Origin of the sequence: Mangrovitalea sediminis (assembly GCF_002514725.1) — a bacterium.
Lineage (GTDB): Bacteria > Pseudomonadota > Gammaproteobacteria > Pseudomonadales > Oleiphilaceae > Mangrovitalea > Mangrovitalea sediminis.
The window spans coordinates 213,398-234,486 of record NZ_NTLB01000004.1 but is presented as its reverse complement, the minus strand read 5'-3'; the positions used below and the strand labels follow the sequence as shown (position 1 = coordinate 234,486).

Genomic DNA, 21,089 nt, shown 5'->3' with positions numbered 1-21,089 from the left:
GTCCAACTGCCTTCTCAATGATTCCCGGCGTTCCCGCAGCAACGCCTGCCGTAAACTCTGGTTTTCTGTTTTCAGCGCCTGCACTTCCTGTTGCAGTCGCTGGTTTTGCTGTGCCTGAAACGGGGCACAGCTACACCCTGTGAGCAGGAGCAGCACCGCCGCCGTTGCGAGGCTGCGTCGGTGCGGCACTCCAGCTACCGGTATCGCCAGAATTTTAGTCCAGAAACTCGACATGGCCGGTCAGGTGCGGTGTATCGCCTTTTGCGTTCAGCAATTGGAACGGCCAGGCATGTTTATCTTCCCGCCAGTTAAGCAAGGCGTTGCCGGGCAGGAATAATGGCTTCTTGAAGGCCGTCTGCACATCGATAGCGCCGCCGGGCCATTGCGTCTGCCGTTCCAGCAAAGCGATGCAGGAGGCCTTGCTCCACATACCGTGGGCGATAGCCCTTCGAAAGCCGAAAGCCCTGGCGGTAAGCGCATACAGGTGAATCGGATTGAGATCTCCGGAAAGCTTGCCGTAGCGCCGGCCGGTATCGGATGGCGCTTCCAGGTGCAGTTTGTGCGAATAGCGGGCCAGTTCCGGTTTCCTGTCGGCCGATTTTGCTGAAGCGGCACTGTTCGATGGCTGTCGGAAAAGGGTCGTGCTATGTTCAGTCCAGACAACCTGTCCGGCACTGAGTGCCTCTGTGACGATATCGAATTCCAGCCCCTTGTCGGTCTTGTTGCTATTAGCCAGGCGACAAAGGATATCCAGGCACTCTCCCTCCTTGATCGGTCGCTGTTGCACAATCCGGTTGCGAAGATGCACCAACCCGAGTAATGGCAACGGAAAGCCTTCGTCGGTCAGCAGGCGCATGTGCAGAGGGAAGGCCAATAGATGTGGCCAGGTCACCGGTACCCAGCTGTGATTGGCGAATCCGCATAATTTGCGGTAACGATGAAGCCGTTCTCCATTGGTGCGAACGCCGAGCAGTTCTGCCGTCAACGCGGGGATCGCCTCGGGGGCTTTGCCGGACGTGGTTCCTTTTGGAATAATGGCACGTCCGTACAAGGACCAGAGTGCGGGCGGATGGTGAATGTAGCGGGCGGTGGCTGTCATCGCGATGATTCCGATCTATTCGTTGCACGGATTTGGACTATCTTTTGGGTGTGGCAACGGTAAAGGGCCATAGCTGTTCTACGCGTAGATTTACAGGCTTCGAAAGGCATTATGACCGCATCCGGAGCGATGTTTCCGTCCATTTACTATGGCGGGATGTCGCAGGATTTGCCAGCGCATTCAGTGTTGCAAAACGGTTGCGGACCCACATTGACTTGTGCTTCCGGGTCATCGGGCGGTACGGTCAATGGCGTCGGCTCGGCGTGCTCGGCGAGTATCAATAGACCCTAATAAGAAGAGAACTATGCAGGAACTACGCGACGCGGGTGTCATGATCCGCCTGATTTACCAGGCGATGAAATCGGTGGGTATCAACACCGATGAGGTATTTCGGCGGTTGGGTGTGGATGAGAGCTATCTCAATACGACGCATTTGAGAACGCCGCATAGCGCCCAGATATTCTTCTGGCAGGTCGTCGAGGACATGAGCGGCGATCCGGACATCGGGCTTCATCTTGGCGAGCACCTGCCCACCTATAAAGGGCAGGTTCTGGAATACCTGTTCCTCAGTAGCCCCACTTTCGGTGAGGGGCTGCGCCGGGCTCTCAACTATCAGCGTCTGCTGAGCGATGCCTCCAACTCTGATTTCGTCCAGGAAGGTGACACTTGTTACCTGATCATCGATTCGGCCACGGACGAAACCCGACGCTTACGTCACTTTAATGAGTGCCTGGTGCAAGGGCTGGTTGCATTTTTTCGTTCAGTGACAGATGAGCGTTTTCTCTGTTCGCGTATCGAATTCGAGCATGAACGCGACCGCGGGCAACGGGAGGTAGAGCGGGTCATGGGGTGTCCGGTGACCTTTGGGCACGATGAAAGTCGTCTCTATTTCTCAGCGGAGGTCCTGTCCTATCCGTCGCCGCACTTCGAGCCGGAACTGCTGGCTTTGCACGAGCAGTTTGCCCTGGAGCAGGTGGCGCGTCTTGAGAAGCAGGATGTCGTCGGCAAGGTCGAAAAGGTTATCGCAGAGTTGCTGGATTCGGGAGAGGTGACGCTCGACAGCGTGGCGGAGCGGCTGGATATCAAGGCGAGGACTTTGCGGACCCGGCTGTCGGAAGCCGATACCAGCTTCAATCAGGTGCTGGCGGACTTCCGATATCGGCTGGCGCGAAAGCTGTTGGCGACGACGGGTGAGTCCATCGATGAGATCGTTTACCTCACGGGATTTTCGGAGCCCAGCACCTTCTATCGGGCTTTCAAGCGTTGGTCCGGCATGACACCGATTGAGTACCGTCGTACCGCACAATTGTCTTCGAAAGCGACAGCGGCCGAAGGTGGTTAAGGCATTCTTTCGACTTTGTTGGAAAAAGCGTTGACTTCAGCGGGGGCCCCTATATAATGCGCCCCGTCGATCGAGAGTTGTGTTCGACAAGATGCGGAGCGGTAGTTCAGCTGGTTAGAATACCGGCCTGTCACGCCGGGGGTCGCGGGTTCGAGTCCCGTCCGCTCCGCCATCTCCCCCCCCCTTTATTTTTATTATCTTGAAAGTCTTAGCGTCCTTTTATCTGATTTCGGTCATGAAAGTGTCATGAGTTTGTCTTTTTATTGACAAAATTCCTGGGTATTGTTCTATCCTGAAGTCCAAATAGGATGACAAGCCAAAGGAAGAAAACATGACTGACTACGAAGAAGAAATCCTGGAATACTGCTGCGACGATTTCGACGATGATGATAGCGTTGACGACGCGATGGAAATGTAAGAGCTGCTTTTAGTCCTCTCTACTGACGGTCTGGCTTCGTCCTCGGTGACGAATGACCTAGACCGGATGTTGCTCCCTCCCCCTTTGATTTTCCCTGTAACGAATTAATGCGGCATATTGCTGCGTGAGCCTCGCCTGAAATCTCCAGGATTCACGGCACGCCAACGTCTGAAGGCACGGTGAAAAGCGGCCGGCCCGGAAAATCCCAATAGCCAGGCTATTTCCGCAAAGCTAAGGTCCGTATCGCGCACGTAATCGAGTGCGAGTTCGCTGCGAGTTTGATCCAGCAGCTCCCGAAAGGTCACGGACTGCTCAGCCAGCCGGCGTCGCAGTGTCCAGGATGCCATGCCCATTGCCTCGGCCACCTGCTGCAGGCTTGGTGGCTCACCCCGCAGCCTGGGGGCCAATTGTTCCTTGACGTGATCGGCGAGAGTCCAACCGCTTTCCAGGCGCTGTCGCTGGGCATCGCAGAGGTCGAGTAGTTTTCGGTGCAATGCAGGCTGCGCCGTGGTTGTGGGTGCCTGTAGCTTGCGGGAGGACAGGATCAGGGCATTGGCACTGGCCCCAAAATGAACGGGACACCCGAAATAGGTCTCGAAGGGTTCCTGTTGTCCGCGCTCTGGATATTCGATCAGTACTTCCCGTAGCAGGTCCGAGGAGCCTCCCAGCTCGCGCAGGAACTGGGTCCAGCCGGCGAGTATGGAATCCACGACAAAATAATTGAAATCATTGTAGGGACGGATGGAGTAGAACTCGGCCCGTACCGCCTGGTTCCCCGCCACATAGGATGGATGGCCCCGGCTGTTGCGGCTGGTGAGCGTGGTGTAGCGGATTAGCGTCGAGAGCGCATCACCCAGGGTCGGCGCGCTCATGGCGGCCAATCCGGCCAAACCGAGGTCGCTGATGCGTGTCTCTGCGCCCATATCCAACCCCAGGGTGGGGGAGCCGGTCTGCATTGCTGCCGCCTGACCCAGGCGCATGAAGCGGGGAATGCTGATGCGGGCGTCAGGTGTGGACAGCAGGGCTTCGCTGATCTGGAACTGCTCGAACAGTGGCGTCGGTGATTGTTTGTGGCGCTTGATAGCGCGCGCCATCACTGTCAGGTAACAGACATCGATGTCGCCGAGACGGTTGCGGCGCGGCGATGTGGCACGAAGCGGCGGGCGTTGGGTCTCGGTCATAATTGTCCGACATGTTATCTAAAGATAATTGAATGTTATTTTAGGAGATTGAGCTGTCGTCGCAACCCCTCTACTTTATCTTCATCCGCCCAATGCTGTTATCTAACGTATGGCTCGGGCCCCTTTTAAATCACGAGGAGACGTAGTTATGGCGACCAAGACGCCGGGCGAGATGCGCTACCCCCATTTGTTGCAACCGCTGGACCTGGGTTTCACGACCCTGCGCAACCGGACTCTGATGGGGTCCATGCATACGGGGCTGGAAGAGTCGCCCAATGGTTTCGAACGTATGGCCGCGTTTTATGCTGAACGGGCCCGTGGCGGGGTTGGCCTGATCGTTACCGGTGGTATCGGTCCCAATCGTGAAGGTTCCGTCGGGCCCGGCGCCGCAAAAATGGAAACGGAGGAAGAGTCGGACAAGCATAAGCCCGTCACTCAGGCCGTTCATGAGGCCGGCGGAAAGATCTGTATGCAGATCCTGCACGCCGGGCGTTATGCCTATCATCCGAAGCTGGTTGCCCCGTCGGCTATTCAGGCGCCGATCAACCCCTTTGTGCCTAACGAATTATCCGACGAAGGCGTGGAAGAACAAATCGAAGCCTATGTGCGTTGTGCTGGGCTGGCTCAGCGGGCCGGTTACGACGGCGTTGAGATTATGGGGTCCGAAGGGTATTTCATTAACCAGTTCATCGTCAGCCATACCAACAAGCGTACCGATCGTTGGGGGGGCAGTTATGAAAACCGGATTCGTCTGCCGCTGGAAATCGTCCGCCGTGTGCGTGAGCGGGTCGGTACCGATTTCATCATCATCTACCGCTTGTCCATGCTGGACCTGATCGAAGACGGCAGCACCTGGGATGAGGTTGTGCAACTGGCCAAGGAAATCGAGAAGGCGGGCGCAACCATCATCAATACCGGTATCGGCTGGCATGAGGCTCGGGTACCGACCATCGCGACGATGGTGCCTCGGGCGGCTTTCACCAAGGTGACCGGCCACCTCAAGGGCGTTGTATCCATTCCTCTGGTGACCACGAACCGCATCAACATGCCGGATGTGGCCGAGAAGGTGCTGGCCGAAGGCGATGCCGATATGGTGTCCATGGCGCGCCCCTTCCTGGCGGACGCAGACTTTGTGGTCAAGGCGCAAGACGATCGGGCAGACGAGATCAATACCTGTATCGGCTGTAATCAGGCCTGTCTGGATCACACCTTTAGCGGCAAGCTCACCTCCTGCCTGGTGAATCCGCGAGCATGTCATGAAACCGAGCTAGCTTATATCCCTACTCGTCAGGTCAAGCGCGTTGCGGTGATTGGTGCCGGGCCGGCGGGACTGGCCTGCGCCACGGTGGCGGCGGAAAGGGGCCATCAGGTAACCCTGTTCGACTCCGCACCGGAGGTGGGCGGACAGTTCAACGTGGCCAAGCGCATTCCCGGTAAGGAAGAATTCCACGAAACGCTGCGCTATTTCCGCCGCATGATCGATAAGCACGGTGTCGAACTCAGGCTCAACACCCGTGTCGCGGCGGAGGACCTGGTGGGTGCGGGATACGACGACATTATCCTGGCGACCGGCATCTCGCCACGTGTACCGGGCATCCCGGGCATCGAGCATCCCAAGGTCATGAGTTATCTGGATGCTCTGCTGGGGCGTCGGGAAGTGGGGCAGAAGGTTGCTGTTGTCGGAGCGGGCGGTATCGGTTTCGATGTGGCTGAATTCATCACCCAAAATGGTGAGTCCGCGAGCCTGAGTCCTGAACAGTTCATGCGGGAATGGGGGGTGGACCTGAGCGTCGCTCATCGCGGCGGCATCCAGGGGGTGGAAGCAGAGCATCCGGCTCCGGCGCGCGAAGTGTTCCTGTTGCAGCGGAAAGCCAGCAAGGTCGGTAAGGGGTTGGGCAAGACCACAGGCTGGATTCACCGCACCTCGCTTAAGCTGCGTGGCGTGAAAATGATTCCGGGTGTCGAGTACCGCTATATCGACGATGCCGGCTTGCATGTCACCGTTGCCGGCGAGGACAAGCTGCTGCCGGTGGATTCGATCATTCTCTGTGCGGGCCAGGAACCGTTGCGAGAGCTGCAGTCGGCGCTGGAGGCCGCTGGAGAGAAAGTGCATTTGATCGGTGGTGCCGATGTCGCCGCAGAACTGGATGCGAAGAGAGCAATCAATCAGGGCAGCCGCCTTGCCGTAGAGCTCTGAGCGACTGACCCAAACCTGTCATGACTGGCGACGAAACCGCACTGAGGTTCAGGTGCGGTTTCGTGCGTCGGTGCACAACTCGAGCGGTCATTGACCCGCATCGCAGCTCCCATCTCGACCCCTTCCCCCTGGTTGGGCTACTCTGAACAAACGTTTTAGCGTTACCAGGAGAGCAATGCATGCCGCAGGCCCAAGATCCGCACTATGCCGCCGTATACTTCATGGACGGCGGGCAGGTATTGCGGCAGATGAAGGGGACAGAATTCGATGCCTTCCTCGATGGTTATGTCGGCCTCTCCGATCTTACCGATACCGACGTCAAAGCCGTCTATGTGGTGATTTCTCCCGCCTTGGCGGTTGAGTCCCTGGTCTTTTTCCGTATCTATTTCGATGAAGAGGGGCGTGCTGACCCCAGTTGGAATATCCCGGTGGAAGCCCTGGGAAAACAGGGTGGGCGAGGCCCCGACCTGGGGGGCGGCCCCATTCGTCTGGTCTGTCGCAGTCAGTGTCCCGACCCGGCGGTTGCCGGCGACCTGTGGGATCCTGACATGACCCCCGGCAGCAATGATTTTCAGGCCATTCGCAAAGCAGTAGAGGCTAATCGTCTGGGATTTCAGCGGCGTGAGGCCGTTGTCGAGGAGGAAATCCCTGTCCTTACCCCGGCCGCTGAGAGCGAGAGAGTCGAGGTGCCGGATACCGAAGCAGAGCACCGCAAGAAATTGGCTTGGATGATCCGGGAACAGCGCCTGCGGATCAAGACGCTGCAAAGTGCCCATCGCGATCAGATTGCAGAGTTGCAGCGCCAGCATCGACTCGAAGTTCAGAGTCTACGCCGGGAGTTTCAGGAAAGCGGGCAGCGAATGGAGCAGTTGCGCGTCGCCAATGAACAGCTGAAACAGCGGCTGGCGGAACGGAATGCCCAGTACCTGTCGCTGCAGGCCATGGTGCCAGAAGCCGGCGAGGAGCCTTCTCCGCAAACGGTCAGTGCCGAGACGGTCCTGCTGCAGGAACAGCTGGAGCGCAAGCAGCGAGAACTCGATTTGCGGGCGGAGCAGGTCTCGGCGCTTGAGCGCCAGTATCAGGATCTTCAGGAGCGGCAGCCGGATGACGATTCGCTGATGGCGCGTGTCCGCAATCAGGAAGTGTTTGTTGTTGCCTATCATCCGGGTGTTGGACACATCACCTTGCCCTATGACGAGATTTCCGACTACTTCGATAATCCTGTCGCCTATGCTGCCGAAAAGTGTGGGCTATCGGAGCCGGCCTACCGTCAGTGGCTCGATCATTATGAGCATCCGGTCTGTCGGTTTCTGGAAGACGGAGAGCCCTGCGGCGCGCCTGTTCTCCGGGTGGCGGTGCCGGCGGACTTTGTCGCCGGGCGGGATGACCGCTGTGATATCCACTTGGCGGAATAACGCTATTTTGCGTCGTTGCGGGAGACTCGGTGCCTAAAGGGCCGGCCAGTTTTCGGGAACGATAAAAAAACGCTCGCGTTCGAGCCAAAAGCCCTTTTCCGTCCGTTCCAGATCGGCGAAGAGTTGGGGATGAGCCCGTTCTCCGGTTCTCTGTGATATTGGGATGTCGCCTGAGGCCCCGGAAACTTGGGTGTCGCCAGGGAGCTGCAAGGGGCCTAACCAGTCCGGCTTGCGGAGTGGCACGCGCAATCGATCCTTGGGGCAGGGGTGGCGTTGGGCTTCTGCCTGCCGTAACCAGTAGCCTCTGGGGGATTGCTCGCTGGTGCCGGGCGGAAGGCCGGGGACCGGTTGGCCGGCCACAGGGTTGAACAGGTAGCCGCGTAGGAATATGCGGGGATAAACCTGCTTGATGTCGAGTTGTTGGAGAAAGGTCCTGGTTGTCGCCTGTTCGCAGAGTCTGGCCTGATGTGTGAGTAATCGGTGAAGTTTCCGGCCTAGGCGATCTCGACTATCTGGGCCCCACCAGTCAGGTTCCTCTGAGTCCGGCACATACCCCAGATAGAATTTCACGGCGATTTCATGGTGCTCGACACGTTGATCCTGATGTCTGCGCACGATGAAGTCCAACTCGCCCAGAGTGTGCTGATTTTCCTGAATCTGCTGGTTCTGCAACACCACCTCGCAATCCATAAAGTGCTCGAGGGCGAAGCGGTAGAGTTGTTCGAAATAGACGCCGAGGCGGTGACTCTGACGTTCCCCCAGGCGGCTCAGTAGCGTTTCCGGGTGGCTGTCGAGGGCCTTCAACTTCTGGGCGACCTCGGCCGGCTTAAGGGGTTGTACCGCCAGGGATTCGTTTGCCAGCAGTGAGGGGCTGGTCAGTAACCAGGCAAGATGTCGGACGGCGGGGGTCTGCCAATAGTAATCTCTGAAAAGGTCGCCCGTTACTCTCGACATGTATTGGTTTTCCGTAACGTCACGGATTTCGCTATGATGGACAGCGTCCCGTCCTCCTGGAGCGCGGACCTATTCAAAGCGGCAGTAAGGCAGCGCATGGATCAATTCAACAATATCGGCCTGATTGGCCGAATGGGCAGTGTCCGGGTCGTTGAGACGCTGCGCCGGCTTATCGCCATGCTCAATGCAGAAGATTATCACGCTGTCATTGAGGAGCGCACGGCGACCCTGATGAGCGACCATGGTCTGCAAGTGGCGAGCCGCAAGCTGATTGGCGAAATCTGCGATCTGATTATCGTGGTGGGTGGCGACGGAACGCTGCTGGCGGCAGCCCGTGAGCTGGCCAAGGCCAATGTCCCGATTCTCGGTGTCAACCGCGGTCGTTTGGGGTTTCTGACCGATATCACGCCGGAAGATCTCGAAGAACGCGTACTTAACGTGCTACGCGGCGATTATGTCGAAGAGCAACGTTTCCTGCTGGATGCCCACGTTCGGCGAAATGGCGAGCCCATCGGTTTCGGCACGGCACTGAACGATATCGTGCTGCATCCGGGGCGCTCCATGCGGATGATCGGCTTCGATCTGCATGTCGAAGGCCAATTCGTCTACAGCCAAAGGTCCGATGGCCTGATCGTGTCGACGCCGACAGGGTCGACAGCCTATTCGCTGTCGGCGGGCGGTCCCATCATGCATCCGCGGCTGGATGCCATCGTGCTGGTGCCGATGTATCCCCATACCTTGAGCAGTCGGCCGATTGTGGTCGACGGTAACAGTGAGATCAAAATCGTCATCGGCGAGGACAACGAAACCTATCCGCGTATCAGTTGCGATGGCCAGCTCGATATCACCTGTGCGCCTGGAGACAGCATTACTATCGTCAAGAAACCGTTCAAAATTCGCCTTATTCATCCCACGAACCATAATTTCTATGCGACCTGCCGGGAAAAACTGGGATGGGCCAGTCAAATCTCCGAGAGTTGAGAGGATGCCCGCCTTACGGCAGCGGTACACGACAGTGATGGGTGGTGCATAGAGCAGTGGCACAAGCAGACACAGCCGGTGGCAGCCGGGGTTACGACCTGATCGGCGACATCCATGGATGCGCGCACACGCTGCGACTTCTCCTGGAGGAGATGGGATACAGCCGCGTCAATGGCGTTTATCAGCACCGCCGCCGGCAGGCGATATTCATTGGTGACATCGTGGATCGTGGCCCGCGGGTGCGGGAAGCCTTGCATATCGTTCGGGATATGGTCGAGCGGGGTTCCGCCCAGGTGGTGATGGGGAACCATGAATACAATGCCCTGGGCTACAGCACGCGCTCCCGGCCGGGCAGCGAAACCCGTTACCTGCGGGCACACACACCACGTCACAACCGCTTGATTGCTGAAACACTCGACCAGTTTGCGGCTTATCCGCACGAGTGGAACGAGTTTCTGGAGTGGTTCTACACGTTGCCGCTGTTTTTGGAAATTGAACATTTTCGCGTCGTACACGCCTGCTGGGACGACCAGTTGATCCAGGCGTTCAAGCAAACCTACGGTGGCAACCTCATCGATGAAGACTTCCTCCATGCTTCCACCGTCAAGGGCTCCTTCGCCGGACGTGTGATGGACCGTTTGCTGCGGGGAACCGATATGTCGTTGCCCGACGGTGCCTCTATCACCAGCAAGGATGGCTTCGTGCGTCGTTTCTTCCGGACAAAGTTCTGGGCGGACGATCCGAAAACCTACGCGGACATTGCCTTCCAGCCGGATCCGCTGCCGCCGGAAATTGCCTCCCGCGAGCTGACGGCGACCGAGTGTAGGCACCTGTTGACCTATGGCGCCGACCAGCCGCCGGTTTTTGTGGGTCATTATTGGATGTCCGGTGTACCGAAACCTTTGAAGTCGAACGTTGTCTGTCTGGATTACAGTGCCGTGAAATACGGCAAACTGGTGGCTTATCGGATGGATGGCGAGCGACAGTTATCGGCAGAGAAATTTGTCTGGGTAAATGTCGAGCGTCCAGAGTTTCCTCACGATAAGGAGATAGACTGACAAGATGGAAATGGCATGTTCGTATTGACCCGGGTTCCTGAAAATGTCGACCTGGCGGCCTTCAGCCGCTGGCTACGCGCCCAGGGTGTGGCGCACAGAGTGACCGAAGAAGGGGCCCAGCAAGTGCTCTGGCTGGCTGAGGAGGAGTGGCGTCAGCCGGTGCTGACGGCGCTGCACCAATACCTTTCAAGTCCGGAGTGGCGGGAACGGGTTGAAGCAGTCGACGAGCCCCGGCAGGTAGTCCGGGCGGCCGGCTGGCAACCGGGGCCGGCACAGGCACCGGTGATGCTCGGCCTGGTCGTTTTGGCAGCGATCATTACCTGGGCGATTGGTTTTGGGACTCGTGGGCCTCTGCATGCCCTTTTTATGGTGGATACCCGCCATTGGGACCCCGTGGCGCTGTTGTCCACGGCTGATCGTTGGCATGCCCTGATGGCAACGCTTGCCAGTGGGCAGGTATGGCGTTTGATCACCCCCGTGTTCCTGCACTTCAGTATTTCGCACCTGGCGTTCGACGCCGTCATGTTCTGGTTTCTCGGTAGCCAGATCGAAGCGCGAGACGGCAAGCTCGTCGCGATTGCACTGTTTCTGGTATCGGCCGTTCTCAGTAATTTCTCCCAGTACATCCTGACCGGGCCAGAGTTCGGCGGCCTTTCGGGTGTTGTCTATGCCATGCTCGGTTATTGCTGGCTCAGTCAGCAACGCCTGCCCAGGTTCTATTTCCCTCCAGCGTTGATCATCGTGTCGGTGGTCTGGATGCTGTTGGGGCTTACGCCGATCCCGGAGGCGCTCAATATTGGGAAAATGGCTAATGGGGCACATGCCGCCGGATTTATCAGTGGTCTGGCCTTTGCCTTGCTGGTGCCGCCTCCGCGGGGGCGGGTAACCTAGGCACGCTTCATGCGGGGTCACTATTGATCCGGAGGCTGGTAGAATGGCGCGCATGAAGCGTGCCTCTACTGAGGTGTCGCAACCGCGAACAATGAGGAGATCCCATGACCTTCGAAGAGGTGGTCAAAAAGCTTGATCCCACGGTCTACCGCAATCTGAAAACTGCTGTCGAGCTGGGTAAATGGCCGGATGGACGCGCCCTCACCGAAGAGCAGCGCGCCATTTGTATGGAAGCCGTGCTGTATTACGAAAATGCCAACGGTGTCGCCGAGGTGGACCGCGTCGGCTACATCGATCGCGGTCGAAAGTCGGAAGGGGAAACCTGTTCCAGTCCTTCTGACGTGGCGCCCATCCGTATTCTCAACTGATTTCCCCAGGGGTCGATCATGTCGGAGCGAACCTCGCTGCTCAAGGCCGTTGGGCATCTAGAGAAAATGACGGCCACGCTGGTCGACCATCAGGTGCATTACACCTTGCCGTTGGGTGAGAGCTCGGTGGCGTTCAACGAACTGGTCGGCCAGCAGTTGCGGTTGACCTTTAGTGGTCAGATCAACTGCCGTCATTGTGGCCGTGCCACTCGCAAGAGCTTTAATCAGGGCTACTGTTATCCTTGTTTTCGCAAGCTGGCGGCCTGCGATCTCTGTATCGTCAGCCCGGAGCGCTGCCACTTCGATCAGGGTACCTGCCGTGAACCGGAGTGGGGCCTGCAGCATTGTATGCAACCCCATGTGGTGTATGTGGCCAATTCCTCAGGCCTGAAAGTCGGCATTACCCGGCGTAACCAGATTCCGACACGTTGGATCGATCAGGGGGCCCAGGCGGCAATGTCGTTGCTCGAGGTGAGCAGCCGTTATCTGGCCGGGCTGGTGGAAGTCGCCGCCAAGGCCCATGTGGCCGACCGAACCGACTGGCGGGCGATGCTCAAGAACCAGGTGCCTTCCCTGGATCTTGCGACAGAGGGGCCGGCCTTGCTGGAGCGGATTGCGCCCGAACTGGTGGACCTCCGAGCCCGTTTCGGTGACGAGGCGATTCAGGCCGTCGAGGCCGAGCCGCAGCATTTCAGTTACCCGGTAGAACAGTGGCCGACGAAGATCAAGACCCATAACCCGGAACGCGAGCCTGTCGTCGAGGGGCAGCTTTGGGGGATCAAGGGGCAATATCTGATTCTGGACAGCGGCGTTATCAATATCCGTAAATATGCGGCCTATCACGTGGCCCTCGAAGCGTTCGATGCCGCCGACAGCCATCATAAGGAGCAGTCATGCGAGACACGCAACCACGAGCTATTTACCTGAAGGATTATCGTAAGCCGGCTTTTCTCGTCGACTCGGTGTCCCTGTGTTTTGAATTGTTCGAGGATGGCGCCCGTGTCACTGCCATACAGCATCTTTATCGGAACCCTGAAGCCGAACAGGAACGGGACCTGGTGCTGGATGGTGAAGAACTTCAATTGGAGGGGGTGCTGCTCGATGGCCAGCCTCTGAATGCTGATCACTACGATGTCGACAGTACCTCTCTCCGTGTCAAAGCGGTTCCCGACCGCTTTGAACTGACGGTGACGACCTGGATTCGTCCCCAGGAAAACACGCGGCTTGAAGGGCTCTACAAATCTTCGGGTATGTTCTGTACGCAGTGTGAGGCTGAGGGGTTCCGGCGGATTACCTACTATCTGGACCGCCCGGATGTCATGGCACCCTTCAGCACCCGAATCGAGGCCGATCGCAAGCGCTATCCGGTGCTGCTTTCCAACGGCAATGAGGTTGAACGTGGTGATCTGGATGGCGGCCGTCACTTCGTTACCTGGGAAGATCCGTTTCCGAAACCCTGTTACCTGTTTGCCTTGGTGGCCGGCGACCTGGTCGAGCAGACGGACAGCTTCCGTACCCAGTCGGGGCGGGACGTTTCCCTGCGCATGTATGTCGAACCGCGTAACAGTCATAAGACCGAGCATGCACTGGACTCCCTGAAGCGCGCCATGCGCTGGGACGAGGAGGTGTATGGCCGCGAGTACGATCTGGATATCTTCATGATTGTGGCGGTGGACGACTTCAACATGGGGGCGATGGAAAACAAGGGGTTGAATATTTTCAACTCGTCCTGTGTTCTCGCAAACCCGGAAACCACCACCGACCTGGCTTTTCAGCGCATCGAAAGCATCGTCGCCCACGAGTACTTTCATAACTGGTCGGGAAATCGGGTGACCTGCCGTGACTGGTTCCAGTTGAGCCTGAAGGAGGGCTTTACGGTGTTCCGTGATGCCTGCTTCTCGGCGGATATGGGGTCGCCCACCGTTAAGCGGATCGAAGACGTGAATATGATCCGCACGGCGCAGTTTGCCGAGGATGCCGGCCCCATGGCCCATCCGGTGCGCCCGGATTCCTACATGGAAATTTCGAATTTCTACACGGTCACGGTGTACGAGAAGGGCGCGGAAGTCGTTCGCATGATCCATACCCTGATGGGGCCGGAAGGGTTCCGCAAAGGCTCTGACCTGTATTTCAGTCGGCACGACGGTCAGGCTGTCACCACTGACGATTTCGTCAAGGCCATGGAAGATGCCAATGGTCGCGACCTGGGGCAGTTCCGTCGTTGGTACGAGCAGGCCGGCACACCGGTGCTGACCATCGAAGACCATTATGACCGCGACGCGGGGACCTATACGCTGACGATTCGCCAGTCCTGCCCGCCAACGCCGGGACAAACTGAGAAGGCGCCGTTCCACATTCCGTTCGCCCTGGGGTTGCTCGACGACCTGGGACGGGATCTACCCTTGAAACTGTCTGCGGATGAGGCGGATGCCCCGACCTCCCGAGTACTGGAACTGACAGAGCCCGAGCATCGGTTTGTGTTCCATGGCGTCCCGCGTCGTCCTGTGCCGTCCCTGTTGCGTCATTTTTCGGCCCCCGTGCGCGTTCAGTACCCCTGGACCCGGGAGCAGCTGATGTTCCTGATGAGTCATGATAGCGACGGGTTCAATCGTTGGGACGCCGGTCAGCGACTGGCCGTGGATGTGATCCGTGCGCTGATGGATGGCTCGGATGATGCGGTCGACGAGCGCCTGGTGGAAGCCTACCGCCGCCTGCTGACGGATGCTGATCTGGATCAGGCGCTGGTATCGCTGATGCTGGCCTTGCCGACGGAAGCCTATCTGATTGAACTTAGCGATGCCGCCGCTCCGGATCGCATTCACGAGGCTAGGGACCGGGTGTTGACACAACTGGCAACCTCCCTGCGAGATGAATTGCTGGCCTGTTACCGTCGGAATACGGGAGGCGCTGCCTTCTCGCTGGAGCCGGAAGCGGTAGCCCGGCGTGCCCTGCGTAATACGGCGCTCAACTGGCTGTTGTATATCGACGACGAAATGGCCCGTGATATCGCCCTCAACCAGTACGAAGCCGCGAGCAACATGACGGACCGGGCAGGGGCGCTGCGCGCCATCGTCAATTCCGGTTTCGTCGCGGAACGGGAGCGTTTGCTGCGGCATTTCCATGAGCGGTGGCACAACGATCCCCAGATGGTCGAACAGTGGTTCTCGGTGCAGTCCGGCAGTGTTCGTTGCGGTTCGCTCGAGCACGTCCGGGGGCTGTTGGGGCACGCTTCTTTCGACTGGAAGAATCCCAACAAGATTCGGTCCGTGATCGGCGTCTTCGCCAACCAGAATCTAGCACGATTCCATGCAGAGGATGGCAGTGGGTATCGCTTCCTGGCGGAACAGATCATCGGCCTGGATCCACATAACCCCCAAATAGCAGCCCGTCTTGCAGGCCCCCTGACCCGGTGGCGTAAATACGATGCCCGCTTCGCGTCGCAGATGCGGCAGGCGCTTGAAAGCATCATGCAGCAGGGCTCGCTGTCCCGCGATCTGTACGAAGTGGTTCACAAAAGCCTGAAAGACTGAAAAATCGCACTTTAGACTGATAGACAATGGCCCGGTATCCGCTACCCTTTTCAAATTAGGGAGATACCGGGCTTTTTTGTGGCGATCTCCGCCTATCTAGCCTTTACTTCATAACGGTAGGCAGCGCTTGCAGCCTCATGCTCTCCGTATTGGCCAATGTTTCAGGACAGGTACCCGCCCCAACGGGCACAGGGCACGGATGCAGACAACAAGGACAAGACAACCTGATTGCGAACAGGGCAATCCGATTCGCGTGGGATAAGACGATATGATTCGAAAAACAAAGTGGCTTTTAGGTGGCGCAGTTATTCTGTCACTGATGGGTAATCTGGCGCAGGCGGGTGTTTCTCCTGCCGAGGCGGCGCGGTTGAAAACCGATTTGACGCCTTTTGGCTCCATCCGGGCCGGTAACCAGGCGGGAACCATTCCGGCCTGGACCGGTGGTCTGTCGACTCCGCCCAAATCCTATACGCACGAAGGGCAGCATCTCCCGAATCCGTTCCCGGATGACAAGGTGCTGTTCACGATTACGGCGAAGAATGTCGATCTCTACAAGGACCACCTGTCGAAAGGTGTGGTAGCCCTGATCAAGCAGTATCCGACCACGTTTAAGGTGCCCGTCTACCAGAGTCGGCGGACGCACACCGTTCCCAAGTGGGTCATGGATAACATTTACAAGAACGCCACCAATGCCAACCTGGTCGGTGACGGCGCGGGGATCAGCGGCGCCTATGGCGGTTATCCCTTCCCGATTCTTTACGGCGACAGCGAGCACAAGGCCTGGGAGGCCATGTGGAATCACCTGACCCGCTGGCGTGGGGTGTTCGTGACTCACCGCTTCAGTGAGGCGGCGGTTCAGCAGAATGGCGACTATTCACTGGTCGAGTCGGAAAACCAGGTCTTCTTCAACTTTTATAATCCGAAAGGTAACGAAGGCACCCTGGATAACCTGCTGTTCGACTATATCGCGTTCACCAATTCGCCGCCCCGCCTGGCGGGCAGCGCGGTGTTGATTCACGAACCGATCAACCAGATCAAGGAACCCCGTCAAGCCTGGGGATACAACGCGGGTCAGCGCCGGGTGCGGCGGGCACCGAGCTTGGCCTACGATTCGCCCATCGCGACGTCGGACAACTTGCGGACCGCGGACGACACGGACATGTTTAACGGTGCCATGGACCGTTACAACTGGAAATACCTGGGAACCCGCGAGATCTATATTCCCTACAACAATTACGACCTGGCGTCCGACAAGCTGAAATACAAGCAGATTCTCGGCGCGTCCAACGTGACCTCGAAGTATACGCGTTGGGAGTTGCATCGCGTCCATGTGGTGGAGGCGGACCTGAAGCCTTCTGCACGCCACATCTACAAGAAGCGGGTTTTCTATATCGATGCCGACAGCTGGGGTATTGCACTGGTCGACCAGTATGACAACCACGATGAATTATGGCGTGTCAGTATGGCTTTCCTGACCGATCTTTACGACATGCCGGGGGTCTGGACATCGCTGAACGCGTACTACGACCTGCAGGCGCATCGCTATTACGTTCATGGTTTGGATAACGAGGAACCGTCGACCTACGTGTTTGAGAACAAGGCGCCGGATCCCCGGTACTTCTCTCCATTCTCGTTGCGTCGTTTCGGACGTTAATTCCGATTGGCATAAAGAGGCGTCAGGCGGCGTTGTCGCCTGATGCCTTTGGTCTATTCTCATAATCAAACAATAAATTCGGACCAGAGGGGCGGTCTGGCATAGGGGATCGGCACATGACCTGTCTGCAGGGATGGCTGGCCGGTGTGTGACGGGAACCCCAAGACAATTATCAACATCATCAAAAAAGGCAATCTGAATGGCTAAATGGTTGACACTCAAGACTTTCGGAGCGGTTTGCCTGAGCCTGACTCTGGCTGGCGCCAGTACGGTCGCGCTGGCAGCGGTCGGCAATGTATTGGACACAGCGTCCATGGAAACGACATTGGCGAGCGAAAAACTGTTGACCGATGTGGCGCATGCGGGAAAACGCATTGTTGCGGTCGGCGAGCGCGGACACATCATCTACTCCGACGATAACGGCAAGCAGTGGACTCAGGCCTCCGTGCCGGTTTCGATGCTGCTGACGGCGGTGTATTTCCCAACGCCGACCCAGGGGTGGGCCGTAGGACACAGCGGCGTCATTCTGCACACTGGCGATGCGGGAGCCACCTGGACCAAGCAGTTGGATGGTCGCCAGGAAGCGAAGATGGTGATCTCTCAGCTCGAGCAACAGATGACCGATATGCAGGCGCAGGAAGCCAACGCGCCTGAAAGCAAGAAGAGAGCATTGCAGGACTCGCTCGAAAATCTGAAGTTTTCTCTGGAAGATGCAAAGTCGGATGAGAAGGTTGGTCCCTGGAAACCTCTGCTGGACGTATGGTTTCGCGATGCCAAATACGGCTTTGCCATTGGCGCCTATGGGCTGATCTTCCATACGGATGATGGTGGTCAGACCTGGCACAACTGGGCTGATCACGTTCCCAACCCTGACGGCTATCACCTTAACGCCATCGCTCAGGTCAAGGGCGGAGCCCTTTTTATCGCAGGCGAGGCGGGTACGGTCTATCTCTCGACGGATGACGGGATGACCTGGTCGTCGGTGAAGAGCCCCTACGGCGGTTCGTTCTTCGGTGCGTTGGGTACCGGCAATGTCAATGAGGTGCTGGCCTTTGGCCTGCGTGGGCACGTGTTTCGTTCCGATGACTTGGGGAAAAGCTGGAAGGCCGTACCGGTGGACGCTGACGCGACTTTGAACTCGGGTGTGGCCGATGGCAAAGGACGTATTGTCCTGGTTGGCAACGATGGGTCCGTCTTGGTCAGTAGCGACGCTGGCCAGACCTTCAGGAGTCATGTGCGTGCGGACCGAGAGGCATTGCTCTCGGCTGTACTGCTCAATAACGACAACCTGCTGCTCGTCGGCGAACAAGGTACCGAGCTGGCGGGGCCGGATGGCACCGGCAAACCCATGTAATTGCGGTTAATGCCCCCGATGCCACCAGAGTTTCAGTAAGAGGATTTCTGAATGTCTAACCCCAAGCACGACAAGGGTGAACACTATCTTTTGACGCCGAAGGCCGAGCCCTTTTTGGAGCGGCTGATTTTCAACAATCGCGTCCTGATCTTGGTGTTTTTCCTGTTTCTTACCCTGTTCCTGGGTTACAACGCCGTCAAGATTCAGCCGAATGCCAGCTTCGAGCGCATGATCCCGCTCAAGCATCCCTATATCGTCAATATGCTCAAACACCGGGGTGACCTGGACAATCTGGGCAACTTTATCCGTGTGGCGGTGGGCGTGAAGGATGGCGACATCTTCACCAAGAGCTACATGGATACGCTTAAGCATATCAATGACGATATTTTCTACCTGAAAGGTGTTAACCGTTCGGGCTTGAAATCCCTTTGGACGCCGAATATCCGCTGGCTGGAAGTGACGGAGCAGGGCTTCCAGGGCGGAACGGTCATTCCGGACGGCTATAATGGTTCCCCGCACAGCCTTGAGCAGTTGCGGCAGAATGTACTGCGTTCACCGGAGGGAATCCGTCTGGTGGCGGATAATTTCAAATCCTCCATCATCTATGCTCCGTTGTATGAGAAGGACCCGCAGACCGGCGCCAAGTTGAGTTATTCGGAGCTGTCCAAGCGCCTGGATCAGATTCGCGCGAAATACGAGAAGCAGAACCCGAACATCGAAATTCATATCATCGGCTTTGCCAAGCTGGTGGGTGACCTGATTGCCGGCATTCAGTATGTGGCTCTATTCGCGGTCATTACGATCCTGCTGACGGGCGTCTTCCTGTTTTGGTATTCCCGTTGTGTCGCTGGCACGATGATTCCCCTGCTGACGTCCATTATTGCGGTTATCTGGCAGTTGGGTATCCTGCATCTGCTCGGCTACGGCCTGGATCCCTACTCGGTACTGGTTCCGTTCCTGGTTTTTGCCATAGGTATCAGTCATGCGGTCCAGGTCGTCAACGCCATGGCGCTGGAGTCCGCCAAGGGGTTCGACCCGCTGACCTCGGCGCGGCTGGCGTTCCGGCAACTCTACATTCCTGGGGTGGTGGCGTTATTGAGTGACGCCATTGGCTTCCTGACGTTGCTGTTCATCGAGATCGATGTCATCAAGGACCTGGCGGTGGCGGCCGGTATCGGTGTGGCGGTGATTATTATCACCAACCTGGTTCTGCATCCGCTGGTGATGTCCTACATTGGCATTAGCAAAAGTGGCGTCCGGCACGTACAGAATCATGATGAGAAGGTTGATCGTAAGTGGCGCCTGATGTCGTTCTTCTCGCACCCCGGGGTGGCACCGATTTCATTGCTGATTGCACTTTTGGGTCTCGGCATCGGTATGTACTACAAGCAGGACCTGAAAATCGGCGACCTGGAGAGGGGAGCTCCGGAGCTTCGGCAGAACTCGGTCTACAACCAGGATAATGCCTACATCATCAAGAATTACAGCACCAGTGCCGATATCCTGGTGGTGATGGTGGAGACGCCAAAGCAGCAGTGCACCAGCTATCCTGTGCTACATGCCATGGATGCGTTGCAGTGGAAGTTGGAAAATACCAAGGGGGTCGACTCCACAACCTCGCTTGCCAATATTTCAAAGCTGGTAACCAAGGCGCTCAACGAGGGCAACTTCAAGTGGTATGAATTGTCCCCGAACCAGGGAGTGATCAATTCCTCTCTGCGCGAGGTGCCCAGTGGCTTGATCAATACGGACTGTAGCCTGACGCCGCTGATTGTGTTCCTCAAGGACCACAAGGCAGAAACGCTCAATCGAGTCGTGAAGGTGGCCGAGGCGTTTGCCCAGAAGAATAACAACGATCAGTACAAGTTCGTCTTGGGGGCTGGCAATGCCGGTGTCGAGGCTGCGACGAACCAGGTTATCGCCAAGGCGAAAGACCTTATGCTGTTCTTTGTGTACGCGGTTGTCAGCTGTCTGTGCCTGATCACGTTCCGCTCCATCCGGGCCACTATCTGCGTTATCGTACCGCTGGCATTGACCTCCGTGCTGTGTGAAGCGCTGATGGCGCAATTGCATATCGGTATCAAGGTGGCGACGTTGCCGGTTATTGCCTTGGGGGTTGGTATCGGTGTCGATTACGGCATCTATATCTATACCAAACTCGAAAAGTTCCTGTTGGAAGGCAAGACGTTGCAGGATGCCTATTTCGAGACGTTGCGCTCCACCGGTAGGGCAGTCACCTTTACAGGCATCACGTTAGCGCTGGGCGTGGTGACCTGGATCTGGTCCCCGATCAAGTTCCAGGCCGACATGGGAATCCTGTTGTTCTTCATGTTCCTGTGGAACATGATCGGCGCCATCTGGTTGTTGCCGGCGCTGGCGCGTTTCCTGCTGCGGCCCGACCGCATGGTTGCCAAGGCGAGAGCGGCTGCGGCTAAGTCCTGAGCCGTTCAGTAAAACAACAAGGCCCGCTTTTGCGGGCCTTGTTGTTTTCAGCCTGTCCGATAGTTGCAGTTGCGTTTTTGCTTTGCTTTGCAGGACAGAGAGTTAGTTGAAATTTCTTTCCTTTATTTCGAGATGCTATTCGACTACTTTAAGGTGAGTGGCTCAACGAGATAGGGGCGTGTCTTATCCCGTTGTCATACCGGCA

15 protein-coding genes and 1 tRNA gene are annotated in these 21,089 nt (G+C 57.4%); 13 read left to right on the top strand and 3 right to left on the bottom strand.

Annotated features, from left to right (window positions below; genetic code table 11):
* Positions 1-214: 214 nt before the first annotated feature.
* A complete protein-coding gene (locus CLR77_RS10980; RefSeq protein WP_097460698.1) occupies positions 215-1,099 on the bottom strand; it encodes a MaoC/PaaZ C-terminal domain-containing protein in 885 nt (294 codons plus the stop codon).
* 304 nt (positions 1,100-1,403) lie between these two features.
* Between CLR77_RS10980 and CLR77_RS10975 the strand changes: the two genes are divergently transcribed.
* Both CLR77_RS10975 and CLR77_RS10970 read left to right on the top strand, forming a co-directional pair.
* On the top strand, positions 1,404-2,441 hold the full coding sequence (locus tag CLR77_RS10975; RefSeq protein WP_097460697.1) for an AraC family transcriptional regulator: 1,038 nt from the start codon (positions 1,404-1,406) through the stop codon (positions 2,439-2,441).
* 95 nt (positions 2,442-2,536) lie between these two features.
* Positions 2,537-2,613, top strand: a tRNA-Asp gene (locus CLR77_RS10970).
* Between the two features lie 350 nt (positions 2,614-2,963).
* On the opposite strand, the gene CLR77_RS10965 is transcribed toward CLR77_RS10970, so the two are convergent.
* Positions 2,964-4,040 carry an AraC family transcriptional regulator gene (locus CLR77_RS10965; protein ID WP_097460696.1) on the bottom strand — a complete coding sequence of 359 codons (1,077 nt, stop codon included), beginning with the start codon at positions 4,038-4,040 and terminating at the stop codon, positions 2,964-2,966.
* A 148-nt stretch (positions 4,041-4,188) separates the two neighbouring features.
* Here CLR77_RS10965 and CLR77_RS10960 point away from each other — a divergent pair, with 148 nt between their 5' ends.
* Positions 4,189-6,237, top strand: a complete 2,049-nt coding sequence (locus CLR77_RS10960; protein WP_097460695.1) for an FAD-dependent oxidoreductase — start codon at positions 4,189-4,191, stop codon at positions 6,235-6,237.
* Positions 6,238-6,416: 179 nt separating this feature from the next.
* On the top strand, positions 6,417-7,652 hold the full coding sequence (locus CLR77_RS10955; protein ID WP_097460694.1) for a DNA repair protein: 1,236 nt from the start codon (positions 6,417-6,419) through the stop codon (positions 7,650-7,652).
* Between the two features lie 33 nt (positions 7,653-7,685).
* Here CLR77_RS10955 and CLR77_RS10950 read toward each other — a convergent pair whose 3' ends face one another.
* A complete protein-coding gene (locus CLR77_RS10950; RefSeq protein ID WP_097460693.1) occupies positions 7,686-8,606 on the bottom strand; it encodes a DUF1853 family protein in 921 nt (306 codons plus the stop codon).
* A 96-nt stretch (positions 8,607-8,702) separates the two neighbouring features.
* Here CLR77_RS10950 and CLR77_RS10945 point away from each other — a divergent pair, with 96 nt between their 5' ends.
* The 9 genes from CLR77_RS10945 to CLR77_RS10905 all read left to right on the top strand — a co-directional run bounded on the left by CLR77_RS10945 (position 8,703) and on the right by CLR77_RS10905 (position 20,884).
* A complete protein-coding gene (locus CLR77_RS10945; protein ID WP_097460993.1) occupies positions 8,703-9,587 on the top strand; it encodes an NAD(+) kinase in 885 nt (294 codons plus the stop codon).
* Positions 9,588-9,643: 56 nt separating this feature from the next.
* Positions 9,644-10,645, top strand: a complete 1,002-nt coding sequence (locus CLR77_RS10940) for a metallophosphoesterase (protein WP_097460692.1) — start codon at positions 9,644-9,646, stop codon at positions 10,643-10,645.
* Positions 10,646-10,660: 15 nt separating this feature from the next.
* Entirely contained in the window at positions 10,661-11,536 is an 876-nt protein-coding gene (locus CLR77_RS10935; protein ID WP_097460691.1) for a rhomboid family intramembrane serine protease, read from the top strand.
* A gap of 104 nt (positions 11,537-11,640) precedes the next feature.
* Positions 11,641-11,904, top strand: coding sequence for a YeaC family protein (locus CLR77_RS10930; protein WP_097460690.1), 264 nt, complete (start codon positions 11,641-11,643; stop codon positions 11,902-11,904).
* A gap of 18 nt (positions 11,905-11,922) precedes the next feature.
* Entirely contained in the window at positions 11,923-12,831 is a 909-nt protein-coding gene (locus CLR77_RS10925; protein WP_097460689.1) for a DUF2797 domain-containing protein, read from the top strand.
* Entirely contained in the window at positions 12,798-15,434 is a 2,637-nt protein-coding gene (gene pepN / locus CLR77_RS10920) for an aminopeptidase N (RefSeq protein ID WP_097460688.1), read from the top strand. The genes CLR77_RS10925 and pepN overlap by 34 nt, the downstream gene beginning before the upstream one ends.
* Positions 15,435-15,702: 268 nt before the next feature.
* Positions 15,703-17,088 carry a DUF1329 domain-containing protein gene (locus CLR77_RS10915; protein ID WP_097460687.1) on the top strand — a complete coding sequence of 462 codons (1,386 nt, stop codon included), beginning with the start codon at positions 15,703-15,705 and terminating at the stop codon, positions 17,086-17,088.
* Between the two features lie 199 nt (positions 17,089-17,287).
* Positions 17,288-18,442, top strand: a complete 1,155-nt coding sequence (locus tag CLR77_RS10910; protein ID WP_097460686.1) for a WD40/YVTN/BNR-like repeat-containing protein — start codon at positions 17,288-17,290, stop codon at positions 18,440-18,442.
* Between the two features lie 51 nt (positions 18,443-18,493).
* Positions 18,494-20,884 (top strand): efflux RND transporter permease subunit, encoded by a 2,391-nt coding sequence (locus CLR77_RS10905; RefSeq protein WP_097460685.1) that lies wholly within the window; start codon positions 18,494-18,496, stop codon positions 20,882-20,884.
* The last annotated feature ends 205 nt before the right edge of the window (positions 20,885-21,089 follow it).